Annotated in this window: 21 protein-coding genes; 13 read left to right on the top strand and 8 right to left on the bottom strand. The window is 70.8% G+C overall.

All coding sequences use genetic code 11. The features are described 5' to 3' along the window. Positions 1-29: 29 nt before the first annotated feature. Both ACFY1H_RS01025 and ACFY1H_RS01020 read left to right on the top strand, forming a co-directional pair. Positions 30-1,340, top strand: a complete 1,311-nt coding sequence (locus tag ACFY1H_RS01025; RefSeq protein WP_366577018.1) for a UDP-glucose/GDP-mannose dehydrogenase family protein — start codon at positions 30-32, stop codon at positions 1,338-1,340. Between the two features lie 57 nt (positions 1,341-1,397). Continuing rightward, positions 1,398-1,856, top strand: a complete 459-nt coding sequence (locus tag ACFY1H_RS01020; protein ID WP_386943729.1) for a VOC family protein — start codon at positions 1,398-1,400, stop codon at positions 1,854-1,856. A 350-nt stretch (positions 1,857-2,206) separates the two neighbouring features. On the opposite strand, the gene ACFY1H_RS01015 is transcribed toward ACFY1H_RS01020, so the two are convergent. Then, positions 2,207-3,121: a DMT family transporter gene (locus tag ACFY1H_RS01015; protein WP_386943727.1), complete on the bottom strand. Its 915-nt coding sequence runs from the start codon at positions 3,119-3,121 to the stop codon at positions 2,207-2,209. A 127-nt stretch (positions 3,122-3,248) separates the two neighbouring features. On the opposite strand from ACFY1H_RS01015, the gene ACFY1H_RS01010 reads away from it, so the two are divergent. The 3 genes from ACFY1H_RS01010 to ACFY1H_RS01000 are packed head-to-tail and all read left to right on the top strand — an operon-like array spanning position 3,249 to position 5,094. Continuing rightward, positions 3,249-3,767 carry a sigma-70 family RNA polymerase sigma factor gene (locus ACFY1H_RS01010; RefSeq protein WP_366577022.1) on the top strand — a complete coding sequence of 173 codons (519 nt, stop codon included), beginning with the start codon at positions 3,249-3,251 and terminating at the stop codon, positions 3,765-3,767. Continuing rightward, positions 3,760-4,647: a VOC family protein gene (locus ACFY1H_RS01005; RefSeq protein ID WP_386943725.1), complete on the top strand. Its 888-nt coding sequence runs from the start codon at positions 3,760-3,762 to the stop codon at positions 4,645-4,647. The genes ACFY1H_RS01010 and ACFY1H_RS01005 overlap by 8 nt, the downstream gene beginning before the upstream one ends. A 51-nt stretch (positions 4,648-4,698) precedes the next feature. Then, complete coding sequence (locus ACFY1H_RS01000) at positions 4,699-5,094, top strand: hypothetical protein (protein ID WP_386943723.1); 396 nt, start codon at positions 4,699-4,701, stop codon at positions 5,092-5,094. Between the two features lie 4 nt (positions 5,095-5,098). On the opposite strand, the gene ACFY1H_RS00995 is transcribed toward ACFY1H_RS01000, so the two are convergent. Beyond that, the gene (locus tag ACFY1H_RS00995) at positions 5,099-6,529 is read right to left on the bottom strand and encodes an MFS transporter (protein WP_386943721.1); all 1,431 of its coding nucleotides are present in this window, start codon (positions 6,527-6,529) and stop codon (positions 5,099-5,101) included. Between the two features lie 102 nt (positions 6,530-6,631). Here ACFY1H_RS00995 and ACFY1H_RS00990 point away from each other — a divergent pair, with 102 nt between their 5' ends. Then, positions 6,632-7,465 (top strand): helix-turn-helix transcriptional regulator, encoded by an 834-nt coding sequence (locus ACFY1H_RS00990; RefSeq protein ID WP_386943719.1) that lies wholly within the window; start codon positions 6,632-6,634, stop codon positions 7,463-7,465. Here the strand turns inward: ACFY1H_RS00990 and ACFY1H_RS00985 are convergent. Then, a complete protein-coding gene (locus ACFY1H_RS00985) occupies positions 7,462-7,713 on the bottom strand; it encodes a Smr/MutS family protein (RefSeq protein WP_366577030.1) in 252 nt (83 codons plus the stop codon). The genes ACFY1H_RS00990 and ACFY1H_RS00985 overlap by 4 nt on opposite strands. 96 nt (positions 7,714-7,809) lie before the next feature. Between ACFY1H_RS00985 and ACFY1H_RS00980 the strand changes: the two genes are divergently transcribed. Together ACFY1H_RS00980 and ACFY1H_RS00975 are read left to right on the top strand one after the other, a co-directional pair. Continuing rightward, positions 7,810-8,940 carry a sensor histidine kinase gene (locus ACFY1H_RS00980; protein WP_366577032.1) on the top strand — a complete coding sequence of 377 codons (1,131 nt, stop codon included), beginning with the start codon at positions 7,810-7,812 and terminating at the stop codon, positions 8,938-8,940. Continuing rightward, entirely contained in the window at positions 8,937-9,605 is a 669-nt protein-coding gene (locus ACFY1H_RS00975) for a response regulator transcription factor (RefSeq protein WP_366577034.1), read from the top strand. Before ACFY1H_RS00980 ends, ACFY1H_RS00975 begins: the two co-directional genes overlap by 4 nt. A 77-nt stretch (positions 9,606-9,682) precedes the next feature. On the opposite strand, the gene ACFY1H_RS00970 is transcribed toward ACFY1H_RS00975, so the two are convergent. Continuing rightward, positions 9,683-11,206 carry an acyltransferase family protein gene (locus ACFY1H_RS00970; protein WP_386943717.1) on the bottom strand — a complete coding sequence of 508 codons (1,524 nt, stop codon included), beginning with the start codon at positions 11,204-11,206 and terminating at the stop codon, positions 9,683-9,685. Between the two features lie 221 nt (positions 11,207-11,427). On the opposite strand from ACFY1H_RS00970, the gene ACFY1H_RS00965 reads away from it, so the two are divergent. Beyond that, positions 11,428-12,579, top strand: a complete 1,152-nt coding sequence (locus tag ACFY1H_RS00965; RefSeq protein WP_386943715.1) for a hypothetical protein — start codon at positions 11,428-11,430, stop codon at positions 12,577-12,579. Between the two features lie 7 nt (positions 12,580-12,586). Here the strand turns inward: ACFY1H_RS00965 and ACFY1H_RS00960 are convergent, their stop codons facing one another. The 3 genes from ACFY1H_RS00960 to ACFY1H_RS00950 all read right to left on the bottom strand — a co-directional run bounded on the left by ACFY1H_RS00960 (position 12,587) and on the right by ACFY1H_RS00950 (position 18,944). Then, a complete protein-coding gene (locus ACFY1H_RS00960; protein ID WP_386943713.1) occupies positions 12,587-16,285 on the bottom strand; it encodes an FkbM family methyltransferase in 3,699 nt (1,232 codons plus the stop codon). Continuing rightward, on the bottom strand, positions 16,278-17,474 hold the full coding sequence (locus ACFY1H_RS00955; RefSeq protein WP_386943711.1) for a hypothetical protein: 1,197 nt from the start codon (positions 17,472-17,474) through the stop codon (positions 16,278-16,280). Before ACFY1H_RS00955 ends, ACFY1H_RS00960 begins: the two co-directional genes overlap by 8 nt. A 135-nt stretch (positions 17,475-17,609) precedes the next feature. Continuing rightward, entirely contained in the window at positions 17,610-18,944 is a 1,335-nt protein-coding gene (locus tag ACFY1H_RS00950) for a hypothetical protein (protein WP_366577040.1), read from the bottom strand. A gap of 114 nt (positions 18,945-19,058) precedes the next feature. Between ACFY1H_RS00950 and ACFY1H_RS00945 the strand changes: the two genes are divergently transcribed. The 4 genes from ACFY1H_RS00945 to ACFY1H_RS00930 all read left to right on the top strand — a co-directional run bounded on the left by ACFY1H_RS00945 (position 19,059) and on the right by ACFY1H_RS00930 (position 21,494). After that, entirely contained in the window at positions 19,059-19,547 is a 489-nt protein-coding gene (locus tag ACFY1H_RS00945) for a hypothetical protein (protein ID WP_366577042.1), read from the top strand. 130 nt (positions 19,548-19,677) lie between these two features. Then, entirely contained in the window at positions 19,678-20,283 is a 606-nt protein-coding gene (locus ACFY1H_RS00940) for a hypothetical protein (RefSeq protein ID WP_386943709.1), read from the top strand. A 214-nt stretch (positions 20,284-20,497) separates the two neighbouring features. Further along, positions 20,498-21,007: a DUF2716 domain-containing protein gene (locus ACFY1H_RS00935; protein ID WP_386943707.1), complete on the top strand. Its 510-nt coding sequence runs from the start codon at positions 20,498-20,500 to the stop codon at positions 21,005-21,007. 85 nt (positions 21,008-21,092) lie between these two features. Then, a complete protein-coding gene (locus tag ACFY1H_RS00930) occupies positions 21,093-21,494 on the top strand; it encodes an immunity 7 family protein (RefSeq protein WP_366577047.1) in 402 nt (133 codons plus the stop codon). 105 nt (positions 21,495-21,599) lie between these two features. On the opposite strand, the gene ACFY1H_RS00925 is transcribed toward ACFY1H_RS00930, so the two are convergent. Beyond that, complete coding sequence (locus ACFY1H_RS00925) at positions 21,600-23,072, bottom strand: phosphocholine-specific phospholipase C (protein WP_366577049.1); 1,473 nt, start codon at positions 23,070-23,072, stop codon at positions 21,600-21,602. Positions 23,073-23,915 lie beyond the last annotated feature (843 nt).

Here is a 23,915-nt window from a genome sequence, read left to right as displayed (position 1 = left end):
CTTCAACTCCGAATGTCACCTTCGGCATCATGAGCGCAGCTCGGATCGTGGTGGTGGGGACGGGGTACGTCGGATTGACCACGGGGGCATGTCTCGCGAGCCTGGGGCATCGCGTCACCTGCGTGGACGTGGACGAGGCGAAGGTCTCTCGCCTCATCGCCGGCAGAGTGGACATTCTCGAACCGGGGCTGGCCGAACTGGTCACCGGTGGCATCGCGGGCGGGCGGCTGTCGTTCGTCGTCGGCGCGCGCAAAGCCGTGCAGGAGGCGGACGGTGTCTTCCTGTGCGTGCCGACGCCGATGGGCGCCGGCGGTTCCGCGGACCTGCGCGCGGTGGAGGCGGTGACCGCCGAGATCGGCGACGTGCTGCCCGCCGGCTGCGCGCTGATCACCAAGTCGACCGTGCCCGTGGGCACGTCGCGGCGCATCCGCGCGATGCTCGGCCGCGAAGACGTCCCGATCGTGTCCAATCCGGAGTTCCTGCGGGAAGGCACGGCGGTTTCCGACTTCCTCAACCCCGACCGCATCGTGGTCGGCTCCGACACTCCCGGCGCGGCACGCTGGGTCGGTGACCTCTACGCGGACCTCGGCGCCCCGGTCGTCGTCGCCGACGCGGCGAGCGCGGAGCTCGTGAAGTACGCGGCCAACTGCTTCCTGGCGCTGAAACTGTCCTATGTGAACTCGATCGCCGAGCTGTGCGAGCGCCTCGGCGCCGACATCGACTTGGTGACCGAAGGAATGGGCTACGACCGGCGCATCGGCCGCACGTTCCTCAAGCCCGGCCCGGGCTGGGGCGGCTCGTGCCTGCCCAAGGACACCAGCGCGCTGGTGAAGGTCGCGGAGTCGGTGAACTACGACTTCCGCATGCTCACCTCGGCCATCGACGAGAACATCGCCCAGCGCGACCGCATCGTCGCGAAGATCGCCGGCGCCTGCGGCGGCACCCTCGCCGGCGCGCGGATCGGCGTGCTGGGCCTGGCGTTCAAGGCCGGCACCAACGACCTGCGCGACTCGCCCGCCCTCGCCGTCTCCTCGGTGCTCGGCGCGCTGGGCGCGGAGATCACCGCCTACGACCCGGCCGTCGACGGCGCCATCGACGGCATGACCGTGGTCGACGACCCGTACCAGGTCGCGAAGGACGCCGACGTGATCGTCGTCCTCACCGAGTGGGCCGAGTTCAAGCACCTCGACTGGACCATCATGGCCGACGCCATGGAGGGCGACGACGTCGTCGACACCCGCAACCTCCTCGACCCGCGCACGGTCATCGACGCGGGCCTGTCGTGGCAGGGCGTCGGCCGCCCGCGCGCGGCGGGCCGAAAGCGCGTGACGGTTTCCTAGCCCCTGGTTTACGATCACGGACGCGGCATCGCGTGTCGGTCACCGGCCGGGTGAGACATGGAGGTGCCGGGATGCCTTCTGGAGGCATTGTCCGTGTCCGTGTCCGTGTCCGTTTCCGTTGAGCTCAACCATCTGATCGTGCCGTCCCGGGACAACCGGGAGTCCGCCGAGTTCCTCGCCCGCTTGCTGGGCCTCGAAGTGGGCGAGGAATGGGGACCGTTCATCCCCGTCGAAACCGCGAACGGCGTCCGCCTGGACTTCGCGACGATCCCGCCGCAGGACCTTCGCCTGCAGCACTACTGTTTCCTCATCCCGGAGGCCGACTTCGACGCGTTTTTCGCGCGGCTGAAGGAAACCGGCGTGCCCTACCACGCCGATCCGGCCGGCCGCCAGGCCGGCGAGATCAACCACAACCACGGCGGCCGCGGCGTCTACTTCCTCGACCCGAGCGGCAACGGCATGGAAGTGATCACGCAGCCCTACGAGCCGGACCGCCGCCGCCCCGCTAGCTGGTGACAGCTATTTAGATTGTTGACGTGTGAGCGGCGCGTCGGGTTGATCATGACGAATGTGCCGGATTCCTCCGCCGCGCTGCTACCGCCCTGGCCGAACCGGGCACATCGCTGGCGCCTATCGCTATCTGCGCGAAGCCACCACCGTCCTCGCCTGTGAGGATCCGGACCTGCACCAGGCCTTCTAGCAACGCCGGGCCATCTGGGACACCCACGTGATCTGTCGGCGCCCTGACTGCCTCGGCGGGCCAGAGCGCACCGGCGTTGGCCGACCGGGCTTACCACGCTGCCGGGATCGGCATCTTCACAACGTTCAAGAACTTCGCAGGCCAAACCTCACCTGCATTACCCGAATCAGGTGAGGACCGTCGTCGGATCCCGTACGTCTTCCGGGCTGCGGGATCCGGCCACCTGCACCAGAACCGCCCCCGCGAGCAACACCACCGCGCCCACCAGTTGGGTCGCGCCGAGGGTTTCGCCGAGCCACAGCCAGGCCAGGCCCGCGGCGACGAGGGGTTCCACCAGGGCCAGCACGCTTGCCAGGGCCGGGGGCAGATCGCGCAACGCGCGCAGCCCGGCCAGGTAGGGCAGCACCGTGCCGGCCACGGCCAGCACCAGCAGCGCCAGCCACACGGGCACGTGCAGGCTGCCGAGCGTGGCCGTCCGGGTGACCGCCGCCGGCGCGACCGTCCAAGGTGGACTGACGGCGCCGACCACCACGGCGCCGATCGCCAGCCCGACCGCGGTGAGGCCCACCGAGTCGTGGCGGCCGGCGCCGCGTTCGCCGAGGAGGAAGTAGCCCGCCGAGCACACGGCCGCGCCCACGCCGGCGGCGATGCCGAGTGTGTCGAGCCGGCCGCCCTGCCAGATCTGCGCGACGAGCGCGAGCCCGGCCACGCCGAGCGCGGTCCCGACCCACACGAGCGCCGGCAGCCGTTCGCGCCGCACCACGCGGACCCACAGGGCGACCAACGCGGGCGCGAGGTTCACCAGCACCATCGCCACCCCGACCGGCACGCGGTCCACGGCCACGAAGAAACACAGCTGCACCCCGGCCACGCCGAGCACGCCGTAGCCGAGCACCAGCCACACGTCGGACCCGCGGAAGCGCAACGCCCACGGCCGTACGAGCGCGACGCCGGGCACGAGCACCACAGCCGCCAGCGCGATGCGCACCGCCGTGACCGCGGCCGGTGACCACCCTGTGCCCATCACGGCCTTCGCCACCGGCCCGGACCCGGCGAACAGCACCCACGAAGTGAGACTCAACCCTGTCGCTCTTCCTCGCCCGGTCATGACCGCAGTGTCGCCGCCCGCCGCGCCAGCCGACCAACGATTTTCCGGCGGCCCGAAATTCACCCGACGGAAAACGCCGCCGCCGGACGACGATGTGGGTGTGACGGAACCGCGGGTGAGACCGGACCCGGCTTTCGCGCTGCTCGGGCTGTACGAGTCCGCGCTGCCGGAGGTCTACGGGTACCTGCTCGCGCGCTGCGGCGACCGCGTGCTGGCCGAGGAGCTGACGTCGGAGACGTTCCTGGGGGCCGTGGCCGCGTGCCGCAAAGGCGGCGCGCCGCCGGTGAGCACCGGGTGGCTGATCGGGGTGGCGCGGCACAAGCTGGCCGACCACTGGCGCCGCAAGGCCCGGGAGGAACGCGGGCTGCGGCTGGTGCACGAGCCCGACACCCACGATCCGTGGGACACCGAGCTCGACGCGTTGCGCGCACGCCAGGTGCTCGAGTCGCTCGGCGCGCACCACCGGGCCGTGCTCACGCTGCGGTACGTCGACGGCCTGCCGGTCGGCGACGTCGCCGCCTGCCTCGGCCGCACGCTCAACGCCACCGAAGCGTTGCTGACTCGCGCCAAGGCCGCGTTCCGCCACAGCTATGAGGAGAAAGGGGGCCGCGATGACTGAACCGTTCGACGCGCTTCGCCTGCCCCCGACGCCGGTCGACCCGGACCCGGCGTTCGCCAGGGAGCTGCGGGACAACCTGCGGCGCCTCATTCTGAACGGAGCCGAGATGACCACCACCGAAACCCCTGCCGACGCCGCCGTGCGCGCGCTCGCGCCCTACCTCGTCGTCACCGATGCCCGGGCCGCGCTGGACTTCTACGTCGAGGTCTTCGGCGCGCGGCGACGCTCCGATCCGATCGTGATGGACGACGGCCGCGTCGGGCACGCCGAGCTGGCCATCGGCGACAGCGTGCTGATGCTCGCGGAGGAGTTCCCCGAGCTGGGCAACGTCGTCGCGCCCGAGGGCGGGCCGTTGATCCGCGTGGAGGTGCCCGACGTCCGCGCGTCGGCCCGCCGCGCCGTGGAGCTGGGCGGTGAGCTGCTTCGTCCGGTCGAGGACCGCGGCTACGGGCTCGCCGGCACGATCAAGGACCCGTACGGCCAGCGCTGGCTCGTCGCGCAGGCCGGGCAGACGACCAAGCCCGCCGCGAAGCCCACCCGCCACGGTGCGGCCATGTACTTCACGTTCCAGGTGCCCGACGACGAACGGGCGAAGGCGTTCTACGGCGGCGTCGTCGGCTGGCAGTTCGCGCCGGGCTCCGTTCCGGGTGCCTGGCGCTTCGAAGGGCCCGGCCTCGAAGGTGGGCTGTGGGGCGGCCCGGGCCGGCAGGTCGGCTGGAAGCTGATGTACGCCGTGGACGACCTCGAAGCGGCCCTGGCCCGCGTCCGCGACCACGGCGGCACGGCCGGTGAGGTGGAGCACCACCCGTACGGCACGACCGCCGACTGCATCGACGACCAGGGCATCGAGTTCTGGCTCTGGGAACAGCCGGCCGAGTGAGAAACCCCATGACCCCGGCGGCTCCCGCGTCCCCGGGCGCACACTCGAACCATGGCCGGGCACTGGACTCCGTGCAACGAAGCTGAGCTGACCGCGGGCTGGCGGCTGTGGCTGGAGCTGGGTTCCTGCACGTGGCCAGGGCCGGACTGGGACGGCACGCCCGCCGAGGCCGTCACCGGGCTGACGCAGCTGTTCGCCACGTGCAACGAGATCCTCGAGGCCTACCGCCGCAGCGGTGGCCCCGACAGCGCCGGGATCATCGGCCTGGTGCGCTCGATGTTCCTCGCCGCCAACTGGACCCTCGAACTCTGGCGCGACGACACGGTCCCGCTGGACGCCGAGCGCGCCGCGTTGCTCCACGGCGACCTCGCGAGCTTCGCCGAACACGCCGAGGCGGTCCGGACGCTGCTCGCCCGGGGCGGCGGCTGGTCGTCGCTCCCGGGCTGAGCGTTCACCGCGGGTCCGGCAGCTTCCGCGCCAGCACCACCACGAGCAACGCGACCGCGGCCAGCAGCGCCATGACCAGCACGAACGCCCCCTCGTAGCCCATCGACCCCGTGCTCAAGCCCGCGAACAGGCTGCCGAACACGGCCACCCCGAGGGCCAGCGACGTCTGCTGCGTCGTGGTCATGACGCCGCCACCGATGCCGGCGAGGTCGTGGGGTACGCGCGACAGCACGATGCGGAACAGCGTGGTCATCGCCAGGCCGTTGCCGATCCCGATGAGGACCATGGCGGGCGCCAGCTCCCACAGCGTGAGGTCCGGCCACGCCCACAGCGCCGAGCCCGCGAGCACGAGCAGGCCGAACGCCGCGATCACGCCACCGGCGAGCACCACCTTCTGACCGAAGCGCGCGACGAGGTGGGTGCTGACCAGCGACGTCACGAAGTACGCCACGGCCATCGGCGTCAGCACGAGCCCCGAGCCGAGCGGGCCGAGGTGCAGGCCGTCCTGCAGGGTCACGGCGTAGACGAACATGAAGGACCCGAAGCCGCAGAAGAACGGCACCGCCACAACCAGGCCGTGGCGCACGTTGGCCGTGCGCAGCAGCGCCGGTGGCAGCAGCGGCATCCCGCCGCGCGACTCCAGCCGGGTCTCGACGCGGGCGAAGGCCAGCACGGCGAACGGGAACAACACCAGCAGCACGATCGTCCACCACGGCCAGCCGAGCGCGCCGCCTTCCATCAGCGGCACGAGCAGCGTCAAGAGCGACGCGGCGAGCAGGGCCGTGCCCCAGCGGTCGACGCCGAGCGGGTTCTCCGCGCGGCTGTCGGGCACCGTGCGGCGCGCGACCACCAGCCCGATGAGGCCGATCGGCACGTTGACCAGGAAGATCGGCCGCCAGCTCGTGCCCCACAGGTCGGCGGCCACCAAAGCGCCGCCCAGCAGCTGGCCGACGACGGTGGCGATGCCGCCCGTCGCGCCGTAGAAGCCGAGCGCGCGGGAGCGGTGTTCGCCGGTCGTGCCGGCCTGGATGATCGAGAGCACCTGCGGCAGCAGCATCGCGGACGCCGCGCCCTGCGCCGCGCGCGCCAGCACGAGCGTCATCGCGTTCGGGGCGAGGCCGCAGACCAGCGACGTCAGCGTGAACAGCGTGAGCCCCAGCAGGAACAGCCGGCGGCGGCCGAACGCGTCGCCGAGCCGGCCGCCGAGGACCAGCAGCACGGCGTAGGCGATGCCGTACGCGGCCACCACCAGTTCCAGGGTCGCGGTCGAGGCGTGCAGGTCGGCATCGATGGTGGGGAGGGCGACGTTGACGATGAAGAAGTCGATGATCGGCAGTGCCGCCCCCAGCAGCACGGTGACCAGGCCGGCGGAGGTGAGTGCCGGTCTCGTCGGCACGCCGGTGGTGTGCACCGGCGTGGTGGTTGTCGTCGTCATGACTACCACGCTCCGACGCTTTTGAAACTGGTACCAGGTGCGCTCTTATCCTGGTAGTGGGACTACCTGGTACCAGGCAACGCGCTGTGCTGAACTGGGAGCATGACCACCGCTGTCGAAGAACGCCTCCGCCGCGGCGAGCTCGGCGCGTTCCTGCGCAGCCGCCGCGCCCGCATCACGCCGGAGCAGGTCGGCCTGCCCCTTGGCGGCCGCCGTCGCACGCCCGGCCTGCGGCGCGAAGAGGTCGCGCAGCTCGCCGGTGTCGGGGTCACCTGGTACACGTGGCTGGAGCAGGGCCGCGACATCAACGCGTCAGAGCAGGTGCTCGGCGCGATTTCGCGGACGCTGCGCCTCGATCCGCACGAGCACTCGCATCTGTTCACCCTCGCGGGCGCGCCCGAACCGTCGGCCGCCAACGAGTGCAACGCCATCACGGCCTCGATGCGCAAGATGATGACGCAGCTCGAGCCCTTCCCCGTCGCGATCCGCAACGCGCGCTGCGACCTGCTCGGCTACAACCGCGCGTACGCGTGGCTCATGGGCGACGTCGACTCGATCCCGTTCGAAGACCGCAACACGCTCGTCCAGTGCCTCCTCAACCCGGACTGGCGCAGCCGGATGCTCGACTGGGAGCAGAACACCCCGCGCGTGGTCGCGTCGTTCCGCGCGGCGATGGCCGAGCACGTGGCCGAACCGTCATGGAAAGCGCTGGTCAAGCGGCTGAAGGCGGAGTCGCCGCTGTTCGAGCAGCTGTGGAACCGCCACGACGTGAACCCGGAGCCGATCCGCACGAAGTGCTACGACCACCCCGACGTCGGACTGCTCAAGTTCAACTTCACGTACCTGTACTCGGGCCGCCGCTCCGAGATCACCGTGTCCACCTACACCCCGGCCGACGAGCAGACGGCCGCGAAGCTGCCGACTTCGTTCGACTAGAAGCGGACCAGCACCCGTCCGTCGTTGTCCTTGTCGGTTTCCACCCGGCGGTAGAGCTTCTTGAGGTGCGGCTGGTTCAGCGTGGCGAGAACGCGCTTCTTCAGCTTGCCGGAGCCTTTTCCGGTGATGATTTCCACGACCTCGACCTTTTCCCGCGCCGCGCGGAAGATCGCGGTTCGCACGGCTGCGTCGATGTCGCGGTCACTCCGAAAGATCGGGTGCAGGTCGACGGTCAGCATGTCCGGCATGTCAGCTCCTCGGGGCGTCGTACGGCACCAAACGTAGCCGGAGTGCCGCTTCCGGACGGACGCGCGAAGGCGCCGTGAACGGTAGTTTTCTGCACCATGCAGGACTGGTGGCGGGCGCGGAACCCGTGGTTCGGACGCGTGTTTCGGACCGTCGTGGTGCTCGTGTTCACGCTCGGAGCCACGAGCGCGGCCGGCCGCTGGCAGCCGGGCGCTCACCTGCTGACCGCGGCGGGTGCCGCGTGGCTGGTCGCGACCGTGCTGACGCTGCTGGTCGTCCACCGTTACCCGCTGCCGGTATTCGTGCTCACGGCCGCGTCGGCGTATGCGTTCTACGCCTCGGCCGAGCCCGGCGGACCGATCATCCTGGTACCGACGATCGCGTTGTTCATGCTCACCCGGCGCAGCGGCCCGGTGGTCGCGGGCTGGACCGGCGCCGGAGTGCTCGTCGCCGGGTACGCGGCCCACGTGATCACCACGCGGTCGTTCGCGATCGCGCCTTCGGCCGGGGTGTTCGTGGTGTGGCTGGCGGCGGTGATCGGCATCGGCACCGCCGTGCGCTACCAGTTCGCGGCCCTGGCGGCGCGGCGTGAGCAAGCGGTGGAGCACCGCCACCGCCTGGCCGAGCAGGAGCGGCTGCAGATCGCGCGCGAGGTGCACGACGTCGTGGCGCACAGCCTGGCGATGATCAACGTGCAGGCCGGCGTCGCCGCGCACGTCGCCGATCGGCGGCCTGAGCAGGCGAAAGAGGCGTTGCTGAACATCAAGGCGGCCAGCGCGTCGGCGCTCAACGATCTGCGCGCGACCCTCGCCGTGCTGCGTTCGGGCGAGGACAAGGCACCCGCGCCGAGCCTCTCGCAGCTGGGAGAGCTGCTCGACCACGCTCGATCCGCGGGGCTCGAGGTGCGGCTGCACGGCGACGCCGGCGACGTGCCGGCGCCCGTGGCCGGGGCGGCCTACCGGATCCTGCAGGAGTCGCTCACCAACGTCGTCCGTCACGCCGACGGGGCGCAGCACGTCGACGTCCACCTCGAACGGCGCCCGGGAGCCCTCACGCTCACCGTCCGCGACGACGGTCGCACCACCACGGCCCCCACACCCGGCCACGGGCTGCGGGGCATGAACGAACGCGCGGCCGCCCTCGGTGGGACGGTCCAGGCCGGCTTGGTCAGTGCCGCCGAGGGCGGTTTCGAAGTCCGTGCCGAACTGCCCGTGAAGGGGGAAGCATGACGATCACGGTGGTGCTGGCCGACGACCAGGCCCTGGTCCGCGCGGGATTCCGCGTACTGCTGGAGACCGAAGACGGCTTCGACGTCGTCGGCGAAGCAGGCGACGGCGCGCAAGCTGTGGCGCTCGCGGCCGAGCACAAACCGGACATCGTGGTGATGGACGTCCGCATGCCCGGCACCGACGGCCTCGAAGCCACCCGCCGCATCACCGCCGACCCGGCGCTGGCCGGCGTGAAGGTGCTGGTCCTGACCACGTTCGACGTCGACGAGTACGTCTACGAGGCCCTGCGCTCGGGGGCGAGCGGCTTCCTGCTCAAGGACACCGAGCCGGTGGAGATGCTGCGCGCGTTGCGCGTGGTCGCCGCCGGCGAGGCGCTGCTGGCCCCGACCGTGACGCGCCGGCTGATCTCGGAGTTCGTCGGCCGCCCCGAGCACCGCCGCATCGACACGGCCGCGGTCAAGGAGATCACCGACCGCGAACGCGAGGTGCTCGGCCTCGTCGCCGGCGGCCTGTCCAACGACGAAATCGCCGCTCACCTGGTCATTTCCACCGCCACGGCCCGCACCCACGTCAGCCGGATCATGACGAAGATCGGTGCCCGCGACCGTGCGCAGCTGGTGGTCCTGGCCTACGAATCCGGCCTCGTGACCCCGCGACGCAACTAGCCCGAAGGTGTGAGTTACGCCGTGTCGGTGAACGTCGTCCCACGTTCGGACGCCTTACCGGCAGAGCATCGCCTCACTCAGCGATGTGTTCGGCGGAAGGAGCTCCCATGGCGTGGGAGATCGTCGTGGTCGCCGCGCTGGCCGTGGTCTTCCTGGTCAGACTGGTGCTGCAGCTCAAGCGGGGCTGAGGGCCGCCGCCGCGGCGTGCTGTGGCGGGCGCGGGGCTCGGCCGTGCGGTCGGAGCCCGACTCCTGCGCGAGCGGGGGCCGAGGCTGCGGCTGCGGTTGGGGCTGCGGCCGGCGAGCCGGGGCCGCCCGGGTGATGACCGTCTTCTCCGCATCGGTCGGGGGAGGCGGCTTCGGGCCAGGTGGTGGCTTCGGAGTGCCCTTGGGCGGCGTCGACGGCAGGCTGCCGTTCAGCGACCCGGACACCGACCCATTCGCCGACCCATTGGCTGACCCGGCCGCGTGCCGAGGCCGTTCCCCGACCTTCGGGATCTCGATCGTGATCTCGCTGTTGACCTTGATCGGCGCCGGCTTCGCGCGCCGGTACGAGAGCTTGCGGGCCAGCGCGTGGCTCGGCCGTTCGACCCATCGGTAACACACCTCGACCACGCCGAACACCGCCGGGATCACGATCAGCAGCGCGATCGGCAGCGGCACCGCAGGGCGCAGCAGCTGCAGCAGCACGAACGAGACCAGCATGTGCAGCAGGTAGATCGAGTAACTGCGCTCGGAGACGGCGGTCCAGAACTTCCGCTGCTTGAGCTTCGGCTCCGCCATCATGCCGAGCATGAACAGCAGCACGGCGAACGCCATCGAGAGGTTGTAGGACGTGTCCACGCGGCCGACGTCGATGATGTCGGCCAGCACGTACAGCGACCAGGCGCACGCGCCGTACAGCGCGCCGGTCCACAGCGGGATCTTCTTGGCCGTGGTGGCCCAGATGGTCTGGCCGATGATCATCACCGGCAGGTACGACACGTTCACCGCGAACAGCGACCACGACGGCCCGAGCTGCGAACGGCTCATCATCACCACGAAGATGAACGTGAGCTCCACCGCGATCGCGAGCCACACCGAGCGGCGCAGCAGCGGCAGCACGGCCATCAGCACCACGTAGAAGACGACCTCGACGATCATCGACCACGCCACCGGCACCAGCACGACCTGCGGGTAGATCAGGTAGTTCACCAGGAAGGTGTTGGTGAAGATCGTGAGCGGGTTGAGCTCCTGCGACTGCCCGGTCGACGGCGGGTGCAGGTTCACCACCAGCATCAACGCGGTCAGCAGCACCACGAACAGCATCGGCGCGTACACACGGATCAACCGGTTCACGGCGAACCGGCCCTGCCCCTGGCGCAGCGCGATGGGCGTGACGACGAAACCGCTGACGACGAAGAAGAACGGCACGGCGATCTCACCGATGCCCTGGGTGGACATGTGCATCGGATTGCTCGTCAGCGCCTCGAGGAAGCTGATGTAAGGCGCGGAGTCCTTCTTCGCGATCACCCACGGGTGGGCGATGTGGCTGTAGAACACGAGCAGGGCGCCGAGGCCACGGCCGATGTCGATGAAGACGATGCGGGTCTTCTTCTGCACAGCAGGTGGCTGCTCAACCAGCGCGACCACCCCCGTCTACTCGTGCTGATTCCCCCGAGCAGGGTAGCGCCTTGCTCCTGTGCCGCCGACCAGTCCCCGGAATTGCCCGGGATCCGGGAAAAACCACCCACGGCGTTCTGGCCTCGAAAGATGGGGGTCGCAGGTACGATCGGGTACGAATTCGTCCTATTTCACCCGAGCTGTTCAGGAGTTCCGCGCGAGTGCATTCGACCACCCTCGACGCGGATCTCGAGTCCCACTCCGCCTTCCGAACCAGGATCCGCCCGGCGTTGCCCGCGGTCGGCCTGTACTTGGTGTTCCAGCTCCTCGCCTTCGGCGTGCTGTGGCTGATGAGCTGGAAGGCGGACGTCTCCCCGGGCCGCTTCGTGGGCGCGTTCGACGCGAACTGGTTCATCTCCGTGGCCACGCACGGCTACGACCAGGTGCCGACCACCCTCGCCAACGGCCTGCCCGGCGAGAACAGCCTCGTGTTCTTCCCGCTCTACCCGGCGCTGATCGCGGTGCTGAAGTTCGTCGGCATTCCCGCACTGCCCGCGGCCCTGGCGGTGGTGCTGCTGGCGGGCTGCGCCGCGGCGTGGGGCTTGTTCGTGCTGGGCAGCGAGTTCGCCGGCCCGCGGGTGGGCCTGCTGCTGGCGGTGCTGTGGTCGCTGGGGCCCGGTTCGACGGCGCTGCACATGGCCTATTCCGAGGCGCTGCTCGTCGCCCTCGTCGCGTGGACGCTGGTCGCCGTGTCACGCCGGCAGTGGCTGCTCGCGGGCGCGCTCGCGATCTTCGCGGGGCTTACCCGCGCGAGTGCCGGCGCGCTCGTCGCCGCGGTGGGTGTCGCGGCGATCGTCGCGATCTTCCGGCGCCAGGACGGTTGGCGGCCGTGGCTCGGCGGCTTGCTCGCGCCGTTGGGCCTGCTGGGTTACCTCACGTACGTCGGATTTCGCGCCGGCCGCGCCGACGGCTGGTTCTGGCTTCAGAACGCCTGGCAGATGCACTTCGACTTCGGTCGTTTCACGTGGATCCAAGTCCGTGAGGGGCTGACTGCGAACGGGTCCAGCTGGACCAGCATCACGGCGATCATCGTGCTCGCGGCCGTGGCACTGCTGGTGTGGACGTGGTGCACGAAGCTGCCCCTGCCGTGGCAGCTGTACGGCACGCTGACGGTGCTCGTCGCGCTCGGGTCGTCGAACTACTTCCAATCCCGCGCACGGTTCCTGCTGCCCGCGTTCGTGCTCACGGTGCCACTCGCGCTGGTGCTCGCCCGCCTGCCCACGCGGGTGATCGCGGTGCTGCTACCGGCGGGCGCGGCGATCAGCGCTTGGTACGGCTCGTTCCTCATGGCGATCGTCCACGTGGCCCCCTGAGCGGGGATCACGCAGGCGCGAGCCACAACGTCACGAAGGCCTTCGCGTCACCCTCCGCGGCCGCGATCAGCGCCGCGTCGTCGAGTTCCCGGGGGTCCGGGCCGGAGTCGCCGACGATCTTCGGCGTGTAGCCCAGCGAGCGGTAGCCCGCGAGGACGGCCGCCGCGTCGTCGCCCAGCTCCCGGATGGCGCCCGGGTCGAACTCGCAGACCACGTGCGGACGGTCGCGTTCGAGCACCGCGTGCAGGCCCGCCAGTGCGCGGTGGTCGCGGCCCTGCAGGTCGACCTTCACGAGGCCGATCCGCTGCGCCGTCACCTCCGGCAGGGAGTCGAGCCGCACGGCGGGCACCTCGATGCCCGGGCCTTCGGTGCTCACGCGGTTGTCGCCGCTGTTGCCCTCCGTCGCCTGGGTCAGCCGCACGGTGCCGGCCGAGTCCCAGGCCGCCGACTCGACGACCGTGACCAGGTCGGCGGCCGCGGGCGGGAGGTTGACGGAGACGTTCCGGCGCAGGTACGCCGCATTGACCGGGTCGGCCTCCACCGCGACCACGCGTGTGACGTCCGGCGTGGCCCGCAGCAGCCGCAGCGTGTGGTAGCCGACGTGGGCGCCGACGTCGAGGAACGCGCCCTCGGCCAGCCGCGCCATCAAGTCGGCCTCGCTGTCTTCCCAGGATCGGTGGAAGACGATCCACGGCAGCATGACCTCGTCGACCGGCATGAGCAGCGCGCCGACGTCGCACGGCACCACGTCGGCGCCGTGCGGCACCGGAGCGTGGGCCAGGCGGGCGGCGTCGCGCATGGCGCTCACGTCGAGCGTCACGCGTTGGATGGCCTTCTCGTCGGCATCGAGCCGCTCATCGCGCTGGGAGAACATCTTGTGCACCGACGTCGTGGTCGCCTCGAGGTCGGCACCGAAGCCGCCGTAGCCCTCGGACAGCTTCGCCACGTCGGATTCGAGGTTGCGCAGCGCCAGCTCGGTGTCCGGGGCGCGCTGACGCAGCTCGCCGACGGTGTCGTCGAGCGTCTTCATGCGCTCGCCCAGCACCTGGCTGTCGCTCCGCGCGCCATCGGCGGCCCGGGCCGCGTCGGCGAAGCTGTGCTCAAGTGCCTCGATGCGTTCCAGCAGCCGCCGGTTGCTCTCCTCCGCGCCGGCCAGCAGCGCGCCCATCACCTTGCGCTGGTGGACGTCGTAGTGGTCGATCGCGCGCAGCACGGCCTTGCGCAGCGCGGGCGCGAGCGGCAGCCGCGACGGGGCGGCCGGCTCGGGCCGCCAGTGCAGGGCCTGCGCGGCTTCGTGCAACGGGGTGATCGGGTGCGGCGGCGCCGGCTGGCCGGCGTGCCGGCCCGACTGCCACACGCCGTACGCGTCCTGCAGCTGCTCGCGCATCCACTTGGCCGCGGTGGCCATCGAGCGCTCGCGCAGGATGTACGCGCGCGCCGCCTGGCCGCGCTTCGCGGCTTCGGCCGGGTTGTCGGCGACCTCGCGCATCGCGGCGGCCGCGGCGTCGAGATCGGGGTCGGCCCACACGGCGTCGGCGTGGTACGGGTAGTTGTCCTTGCCCACCGGCACCAGCCGGAACGGCACGGGCCAGCCCGTCGACGCGTCGAGGAACTCCGTGGTGCTGGAGTAGTTCGTGGAGATCACCGGCATCGCGCGTGCCATCGCCTCGGCGACGGTGAGGCCGAAGCCCTCGCTGCGGTGCAGGGAGACGTAACAGGTGCTGCGCTCGTACAGCTCGTGCAGCTCGGCCACCGACAGGTAGCGCTCCACGAGCTCGATGCGGTCGTCGCCGACCACGGCCGCGCGCAGGCGCTCGGCGGCGTTCGCGTGCAGCTTCGCGTTGATCGCCTTGATGGTGAGGCGCACGTCGTCGCGACCTTCGAACGCACGGCGGAACGCCTCGACGGCACCCCACGGGTTCTTCCGCTCGGCCACGCTGTTGAAGTCGAACGCGAACAGGAACCGCACCGGCTCGCCCTGCTCACGCGCGGGCGGCGACGGCTCGCCCGGGTCGCGCACCGGCACCGGGATGGTCTTGACCGGGATCGGCGAGTGCGCGGCGATGGCGCGGCGGCAGAACTCGCTGACCGTCCACACCTCGTCGAGCATCCCGAACGCTTCGTGCTGCCATTCGGGGAAGTCCTCGAGCTCCCAGGCCCACAGCCCGATGCGGTAGCGCCCGGCGCCGACCTCGGGGTGGTTGGTCAGGATCACGCGCGTCTGGTCCGCGTTCACCGCGAGCACGCTCAGCGGGAACCGCGGGTCGCCGACCGTGGCCGGCCGCTCGATGCCCGTGCGGTTCGACACCGCCTTCTCCTCGAGCACCGACGCCACCGGCACACCGCCGGTCTCGATGGCCTCGAGCACGATCCGGCCCATCTCGCCCAGGCCCAGCTCGGCCGTGAGGTAACCGAGCAGGTTCACTCCGAACTCCTCGGCCGGCGGGTGGCTGGCGGGCCGTTCGGCGGGCAGCGCCCACTCGGGCAGCCCGGCCTCGCTGACGCCGGAACCGGCGCACCAGAAGCGGAAGTTGTCCGCGTCGGCGCCGTACGGGTGCGGGAACGCCATCTGCAGGTCGGTGCGCGAAGCCCAGATCGCGTGCGTCAGCCGGTTGAGCCCGGCGGCGGCCTGCGCCTGGTCCTCGGGCGTGGCCAGCCACTCGCGCAGCGCCTGGCCGCCGTCCTCGCCGTACGCGTGGGGCGGCGCGGGCTTGTCCTTGCGCTCGGCCTTGATCCAGCCCTCGCGGAACACACGGCGGGCGAGCTTCGGGACCTCGGTGCCGTCGCGGAAGTTCTTGAAGCCGTAGGGGATCGAGTCGAGCGTCTCGGCGTAGCCGGATTCCCGCAGCTTCGCGCCGTACGAGTCGCAGATGGCCCGAAGGTCTTCGTTGTGTGAGAGCAGCACGCGCGGCTTGCGCGCGCAGTGGAAGCTCAGCAGCCACGGCTTCTCCGGCCGGTAGCCGCTGAAGTGGAAGAAGCGCAGCTTCGCGCCGCCCGCGGTGTACGTGCCGTCGGCTTCGCGCGCGATCGGGCGCTCGTGGAGGTTCCAGTAGGCGACGTCGAAACCCGGGTCGGTGACCACGTGGTTGCGGAACAGCGCGGGCACCTGGTCCACCCACCGCTGGTCGGTGAACAGCTGCTGCTCGGGCGCCACGATCGCGTCGTGGCGCAGGCGCCCGGCCCAGAAGTCGAGGAACGCGCCCGCGCCCCGGCCGACGCCGATGAAGCCGAGGTTGAACATGCCGGTGCCCATGATCACGGCGTCGTCCGGCTCCAGGCCGTCCTGCGGCAGCGGGGTCAGGAAGTGCGGCACGAGCACGATGTCGTGCTCGCGGGCCAGCTCTGTGACCTCGGGAATGGGGGCGAACAGCTCGATGTCCGGGTCGATGTACATCGCGACCTCGGACGTCTTCAGCAGCTCGCGCAGCAGGTACGGCTTGACCGACGTGGCGAGCTCGGTGACCGAGTACGCCGTGGCCATCCGCAGGTAGTCGTCCTCGTCGATGCCGAACGCGGCGGGGCCGACGACCTGCGTGCCGTCTTCGAGTTCGGTCACCTCGTCGCGCGGCGCGTCGATCACCGCGATCACGAAGCGGCCGTCCGGGTGCTGCGCGAGGTAGGACCGGGCCAGCACGCGCGCCGCGGGAACGTAGTTCCGCGCGACGATCGTGCAGGCGGTGGTTCCGGTGCTGCCGTGCTCAGGCATCGGCAGGCAGGGTGGTGAGCTGCTGGTTCAGCGCGGAGGAGAAGTCCGCCTTCACCGTCGACAGGTCTCCCTTGCCGGAGACGTCGATGCGGACGATCACGTTGCCGTGCGCGTAGTGGCCGCGCTCCTGGGCGGACTGGCCGTCCTTCTTGTCGATCGTGGTCGCGAAGACGCCGTCGGGCGCGGTGGTGTCGCGCTTGGCGCCGTTGGTGACCTGGATCTGCATGAGCTTCTCGGCCGCGGTCGCCGCCGCGGCCGGGCTCGACGCCTGGGTCAGCAGCAGCGTGATCTGGTCGCCGTTGTCGAGGTGGTAGACCACGAACTTGGCCTTGCCCGCACCGGCGGTCTGGTAGGCCTCGAGCTCGTCGGGGTTCAGGTACGACAGCGAGTTGACCTGGCTGAACGACGTGATGTCGTCGTGGGATTCGGCCTTGCCCGGCATGTTCGCGACGGCCATGGGGTCCGGCGGCTTCGGCGCGCTGGACGACGCCTGCTGCGTCGGCTGGGCGGTGGGCTGCTCGTTGCCGCCGCCGCTGTCGCGGCCCCAGAGCCAGTAGGCGCCGAAGGCGATCGCGGCCAGCACGACCACGGCGCCGACGATCGCGCCGATCTTCTTGCCGTTGCCCGACTTGGGCTTCTCGGCGAAGAACTCGGGGCCCTGGCGGAAGGAGTCGTTGCCGGTGGGGCCGAGCGGAGGCAGCTCGCCACCACCCCACGGCGGGCTCTGGTCGCCCTCGGGCGCGTTCCACGGCTGCTGCTGCGGGAAACCGCCGGCCGGGGAGGCGGGCTGCTGGAACCCGCCGGGCGGGGAGTACTGCGCCTGCGGCGGCTGCTGCGACGGCTGCACGTACTCGGTGCGCGCGGGGTCGGCCTGCTGCATCTGCCAGGACTGCACGGCCTGGGTGCGCTCGGCGCTCGGGTCACCGGCGGGCTGCTGCGGCGCCTGCTGCTGGACCGGCGGCTGCTGCGGCGGGGCCGGCTGCTGCTGGGGCATCCCCTGCGGCGGGCTGACCGGCGTGATGATCTGCGTCGAGTCCGCGCTCGGGGCGGCCTGCTGCGGCGCCGGCTGGTCCTGCTGGCCGACGGCCGAGGACAGCACCTGGTCGCGCCGGATCCGGTAGTCGTCCGCGGACAGCCGCCCTGACGCGAGCTCCTCGTCCAGCCGCCGCAGCTCCTCCTGCCAGGACACCAGGGCCCCCCTTATCTGTCGGCATGGCGACGATCAGTGCGCCACCGCGACCCGATGTGTGTGACGACGTGGACATTGTGCACGGCTGTGACCCCGCGCGACCCCGCGGGTCGACTTCCGTGGCCGGGGCTCGCGTCAGCGGGCGGGCAGGGCCGCCGCGACCTTCGTGCGGATCTGTTCGATCCGCGACCGGAGCACCACCGCGTCGTCCGTGAGCGGCTGCGACACGCCGATGCCGATGGCCACCGGACCGGAGGTGTACCAGAACGCGAGCACGCGCCCGGCCGGGCTGCTGCCCGAGTAGAGGAGGTCCGTCGGCGCCGGTCCGAGCGGCGTGCTGCCGAAGCCGCCCGCCGTGAGGTTCTGCTTCAGCCCCTTCACGAGCTGCGCGGCCTGCGCGGGCGAGGGCGTCGGCACGGCCAGCAGGATCGTGCCGTTGTCGGTGTGCGTGGTGTCGGCGTACGCGTGGTAGACGAGCTCGGACGCGGTGGCGGCCTTCATCAGGTCCGCGTCGGCCTGCGACACGACCTTGAGCTGCACGGCCTTGTCGAGCGACATCGTCGAGTTGTCGGGGTTGGGCGTGCCCGCCAGCTCCGGGAGCTTGTCCTCGAGCGAGGCCTCCTGGCCGCCGGAGGCCGTGGGCACCGGCGGCGGCGAGACCGTGTCGGCGTTGTCGCTCTGGTTCGGCCGGTTGCCGATGTACCAGATCCCGCCGACGACCAGCGCCAGCACGACCAGCACCCCGAGCGACAGGAACAGCCACGTCGGCTTCTTCTTGCGCGGCGGCGCTTCCTCCCAGAGGCGGCGCAGCTCGGGCGTTTGCTGCCGGCCCAGGTCACCCGTGTCGCCGGTGACGGGCAGGTAGCCGGTCGGCCTCGTGTCGGCCGGGCTCGGCGCGGTCGCGAACGACGGCTCACCGTCCTTCGGGCTCCACCGCGGCTTCCGGGTCAGCGACGACCGCGGCGGCCGCGGCGGCTTGGCCTTCTTCTTGTCCTGCTTGTCCGGCTCGGGCTGCGGCTCTGCGGGGACGGGCTCGGTGACCTGCTGCTGGACGGGGTGCCACACCGGCTGGGGCTGGGCTTGCTGCGGCTGGCTCGCCGGGTTGGCGCTGGCCCAGGTGTTCGCGGTGCTCGGAGTGGCCGGCGCCATCGGCGTGGTCTGCGTGGTCGGCGTGGTCGGCGCCCAGCCCTGCTGCGACTGGTTCCACGACACCGGCTCGGCATTCCAGGTCCCCGCGGCCGGGCTCGGCTCCGTCACCTGGGCGGGGAGCTCGCTCGCGCCCGCCCGCAACGGCGAAGCCACCGGCGAGGCCGCAGCCCCACCCGACGCTTCCGCGAGCAGCTCCTCGCGCTTGTGCCGGTGCTCGGCGTGCCCGATCCGGCCCGCGGCCAGATCGGAGTCCAGCCGCCGAAGCTCTTCCTGCCAGCTCATCGCCATCCTCTGCCACTGGTCGGGGCCGTAGTTTTTCATGCACCCGGACCTGCGGGGGTACCGGTTTGTCGACTCGTGATCGATTCGTCGGCGAGATCATTCCGCGCCAGTCGCGTGGCGTCCAGGGTCCAGGGCCGTCCGTAGGATCGGTGTATGTCCTCCGCCCGCGGTGAACTGGCCGCCCTGGCCGTGGACCGGCTCGCCGGCCGAACCGTTCTTCCCGATGACCTGGTCGCCGCGGCGGTGCGGGCGGTCGTCGCGGGGCTCGACTCGCCGACGCTGCCAGAACTCGCTGGGCTCGGGCACGACGACGCGACCGCGCCCGACCTGTTCGCGCAGGTCGTGGCCGAGCTGGGCATCGAGGTGCCCGCCGACGCGGCGGCGGCCCGCTGGCAGCTGCTCGGCGAAGCGCTGGCCGTCCTGGCACGTGGCGACGTGTCGGTGAAGGAGGGTGCCACTGTCGTCTGGGAGCTCGATTCGCGGCTCGACCACCCCGGCGGGCTTGCCGAGATGCGGCGGTGGATCGCGATGCTCGACTCCTGGATCCCCACCGACGTCACGCCCGTCAGCTTCTGCGAGGACCAGATCCTCCAGCAGGCCCGTGAACTTCTCGCCGGAACCTGGCCGCCGATCACCCGTTGAGCGGCAAAAACTGTCGTACACATGTTCTAAAATTGGCCGTGTCCAGGGGAGATGCCGCTCGCACACTGTTCACCAAGTGTGCGGCGCGGGCGGCATCGGCGAAGAGTTCGGACCGGAAGGCGGCTGTCCCATGGCCTACATCACCCTGCCCACGTTCGTCGGCTACAGCGCGAGCACGGGTCCCACGCGGTCGTCGTTCGTGCGGCGCCAGCGGCGGCTGTACGAGGACCCGGCGCGCGCGGCGTTCAACTACTACCGGCGGGCGGCCAACGCGGTGCGGGCCGGGCGCGCGGCTCGGCAGGACGAGGTGGCGATGCGGTCACTGGTCCACCACGCGGACGACCGGACGCGGCCGCACTACTCGGCCATCGCGGAGGGCTGGCTGCGCTACCTGGGCCGGCGCGACCCGAAGCTGATCGAGGTCGGCCGGGCGCGCGTGCCGCTGGGGGAGCTGGAGGTGGGCCTCAGCCCGCAGCTCGGCCTGCGCAAGAGCAACGGCGGCCGCTACGCGACTTGGCTCTACTTCAAGGAGGAACCGCTCACGCGTGACGCCGCGCAGCTCGCGCTGTGGCTGCTCACCCAGGGCATGTCCGACATCCTGCCGGGCGGCGAGGCGCTGGTCGTCGACGTGCGGCGCGCGAAGGAGTTCACGCTCACGGCGCGCGACCGCGAGCGGCTGCGGCCGTGGGCGTTCAGCGAGGCGTCAGCGTTCATGACCCTGTGGGATGCTGCATGAGGTGACGTTCGGTGACCGGGCGCCCCGGCTGCGCTCGGTCACCGAACCCCAGGCCATGGACACGAGACGCACCCACTCGGGTGACGCTTTTTGCACTGGGCGGCTGTGGACTGGACAATCTCGCCCCCGGACACGAAGCTTTCGACAGTTTTGAGCCGGCCGATGACTTCGAGGTCGATAAGTGAACGCAGCAGCCTGGGAACCGCTCTCAAGAGTGGCCGACGAGCCCGCTTGGTACTGGGTCTACAACAAGCTCGGCTTCTGGCCGAGCACTTTCGCGCACGACTGGCCCGGCTTCCGCGAGCCCACGCCGTCGCGGACGTGGGACCTGTCGGCGGGTGACTTCGACCGCGCGTCGGCGGAGTTCCGGCTCGGGCCGTACGCGGTGGAGGAGCCCGACGTCGCGCGGATCGTGCTGGCGGCGCTGAAGGAGAGCGTGCGCGAGGACGAGTGGCTGTGGGTGCTGCACTGGCAGCACCAGTCGTTCAAGTTCTGGCCGCACCGCATGGCCGAGGGCGCGGCGTGGCCGGTGCCCGTGTTCCCGCGCGGCGACTACCACCTGTTCCTCGCCGAGGACTTCAGCTTCGGCACGCTCGGGCACCCATGGGAGCGCACGCTGTGCGCGTTCGGCGAGCGGCTGCTGCCCGCCGTGGAGAAGCACGGCAAGGGCGTGCTGACCAAGGTCCTGCGCCGCGACGGCCGCCCCAGCGCCCTGGCTCGCTGACCGCCCGTCCCGCCTGGAGAACCGCCCGTCGCGGCGGGCCGACCGGCGCATCGGCGCAGCTTGTGGCGCTGCTACCGTTCGCGACGTGTACGAATACCACGGCTGGGTGACCATCGCGGCGACCACGAGCGGCGACGACAACGCTGCTCTGCTGGAGCGCCTGGTCGATCGCGTCCACCGAGCCGTGCGGGACGCCGGCACGCTGGACCTCGTCGACCTCCGCTGGAGCGCGGGCATGCCGATGCTGCACCTCGGCGGCCTCGACAAGCACGGCGGCGCGATCGCGCCCGAGCTGCTCGAGACGTTCACGCGCGTCGGCGAGCTGGCGCCGGGTTCCTACGGGCTGCTGCACGTCTGGGACGACCAGGATCCCGACCACGACAACGAGTTCCGCGTGTTCCGCATGGCGCGCGGGGTCGTCTGCGAGCACCGCGACGAACACTTGACGCCCGTCGCCCCGACCGTGCTGGACGTCTACGAGCTGTAGGACTGTGCGGTAGCCAAAACGGCACGAACGGCCCCTTCGCGCTTGTGGCACGAAGGGGCCGTTCGCTTTTTCTGCCCGCGGGAGGGCGTTCTGGGTGGGACGCCGTCAGTGGTGGTGGTTCGGCGTTTGCGGGCGGCTGCCCGGCTCCTGGCGCGGCGGCTTCTGGTCCGTGCCCGGGAACACGGGCGCGGGCAGGTTCGCGGCCTCGTAGCGCGACAGCGTGAGCGGGCCCGAGGTGTCGGGCAGCGTCGGCGGCTGCGCCTTGTGGTCGTTGAAGCGGAAGGCCGAGGTCATGTCACCGAAGGTCTTGCGGCGCCAGTCGGAGATGTTCGTCTCGCGCACACCGGTGACCTGCTCGAGGAACTGCAGCGTCGACGTGTGGTCGAACGGCTCGCTGCACACCCAGCCACCCGCGGTCCACGGCGAGATGATGATCGCCGGCACGCGGTAGCCCGCGCCGACCGAGAGGCCGTTGCCCTTGGTGCCGCCCGGCGAGGTCTTGGTGACGAACTCGTGCGGGGTGCCGGCGGGCGGCATCGGCGGGACGACGTGGTCGAACAGGCCGTCGTTCTCGTCGTAGTTGAGGATGAACACGGTCTTGGCCCACACGTCCGGGTTGGACGCGATGGCGTCGATCTTCGAGGCGACGAACGCCGCGCCCTCGGCGGGCGTGTAGTTCGGGTGCTCCGAAGCCGTGGAGGTGCAGATGATCCACGAGACGGTGGGCAGCTTGTCGTTGCGCGCGTCGTACTCGAACTGGCCCTCGGGGCGGTGGGTCAGGCCGTTGACGGCGAGCGGCGAGTCGGCCGGCGCGTTCTTGAAGTTGGCGAAGTTCTCGAGCATGTTGCAGCCGTAGGTGTCGCTCTGCTCGTAGACCTTCCAGCTCACGCCCGCGGCCTGGAGGCGCTCCGCGTACGTGGTCCAGGTGTAGCCGCCGGCGGGGGCGTTGTTGTCGAGGATGGGGCCGCCGTTCTCACCGTCGGGGTCGACGGTGCCGGTCATCCACATCATGCGGTTGGGCCACGTCGGGCCGAGCACCGAGCAGAAGTAGGAGTCGCACACGGTGAACGACTCGGCCAGCGCGAACTGGAACGGCAGGTCGGCGCGCGTGTGGTAGCCCATCACGTACGGGCCGTTCTTGCCGTCGGCCTTGCGGTGGGCCGGCAGCCAGCTGTCCATCTTGCCGCCGTTGAGGGCGTCGTGCTGGACCTGCCAGGCGTGGGAGGTCGAGGGGATCTTCTGGGCGTTGGTGGCGTGCGTGTCGAGGTGGAACGGCAGCGCGTAGCCGGCGGGGTTCTCGGCGTCGGGCTGGTAGAACACGGACTTGCCGTTCGGCAGCTTCTTGGCGTGCGGGTCGCCGAACCCGCGGACGCCGCGCATGGTGCCGAAGTAGTGGTCGAACGACCGGTTTTCCTGCATCAGCAGCACGACGTGCTCGATGTCCTTGATCGAGCCGTGCTTGGGCGCGCCCTGGGCGAGCGCCTTCTGCACGCTCGGCGGAAGGAGCGTGGCCGCGGCGGCGGCAGCGGCGGCCCCGGCGGTGGATCCGAGAAGACGGCGACGAGTCAGTTCGGTCATGGCTGACACCCTGCAGCCACGCCGTCACCCAAAAAGGTGGTTATCTCGGAACGAGTGACTAACACATGATGAAAACAACTGCCGAACTACCCAACAACCCCCAACCACCCTGTTTCCGCTGGTAGAGGCATTACGCCACTCGGCGGTTCCCTTCGGGCCGTTGCTCCGCCTTGCCTCGCGCTGGTGGTCCTCTAACCGTCCGCTTGCCTTCTGCTCTGGTGCCTTGGCCGTCGTCGGGTCACCTCTGCAGGTGGTTTCCGGGTGCCGCTGGACGCACCCCGATCATCGATTGTCACGACGGTCTGAATCGGCTTGTCAAGGCGGGAAAGCGTGCCTTGACAAGCCGATTCAGACCGTGTGGGGGCTGCGGATCGAGGCGCAGGGAGGGGTCAGGGTGTTCCCGCTACTGCGCTGCCGCCCTGCGGTTGGGTGCATGGCAGCCACCGCCGGTTGGGAGCACGCTCGGCCACCGCGCTCAGCCCGAGCGCCTGGCCCGCCGGCCCCGCGCTCCCTTAGCGCCCAGCCCCGCACCGCACCAACGCAACCGTCTCACCACTCAACCCGGCCACTGCGCGAAGGCCAGCCACCCGCAACTTGCTCCGGGCACTCGTCTCACCAGCGCGCCTCAACCGCGCAGCGCCTCCGCCCCGCAACTCGCCAGCGCAGGTCTCTCACCCCTCAACTCGGCCACTGCGCGAAGGCCAGCCACCCGCAACTTGCTCCGGGCACTCGTCTCACCAGCGCACCTCAACCGCGCAGCGCCTCCGCCCCGCAACTCGCCAGCGCAGGTCTCTCACCACTCAACTCGGCCACTGCGCGAAGGCCAGCCACCCGCAACTTGGT

It is taken from the genome of Amycolatopsis sp. NPDC001319 (assembly GCF_042896185.1).
Taxonomy (GTDB): Bacteria; Actinomycetota; Actinomycetes; order Mycobacteriales; family Pseudonocardiaceae; genus Amycolatopsis.
This window is presented reverse-complemented; position numbering and strand designations above follow the sequence as displayed.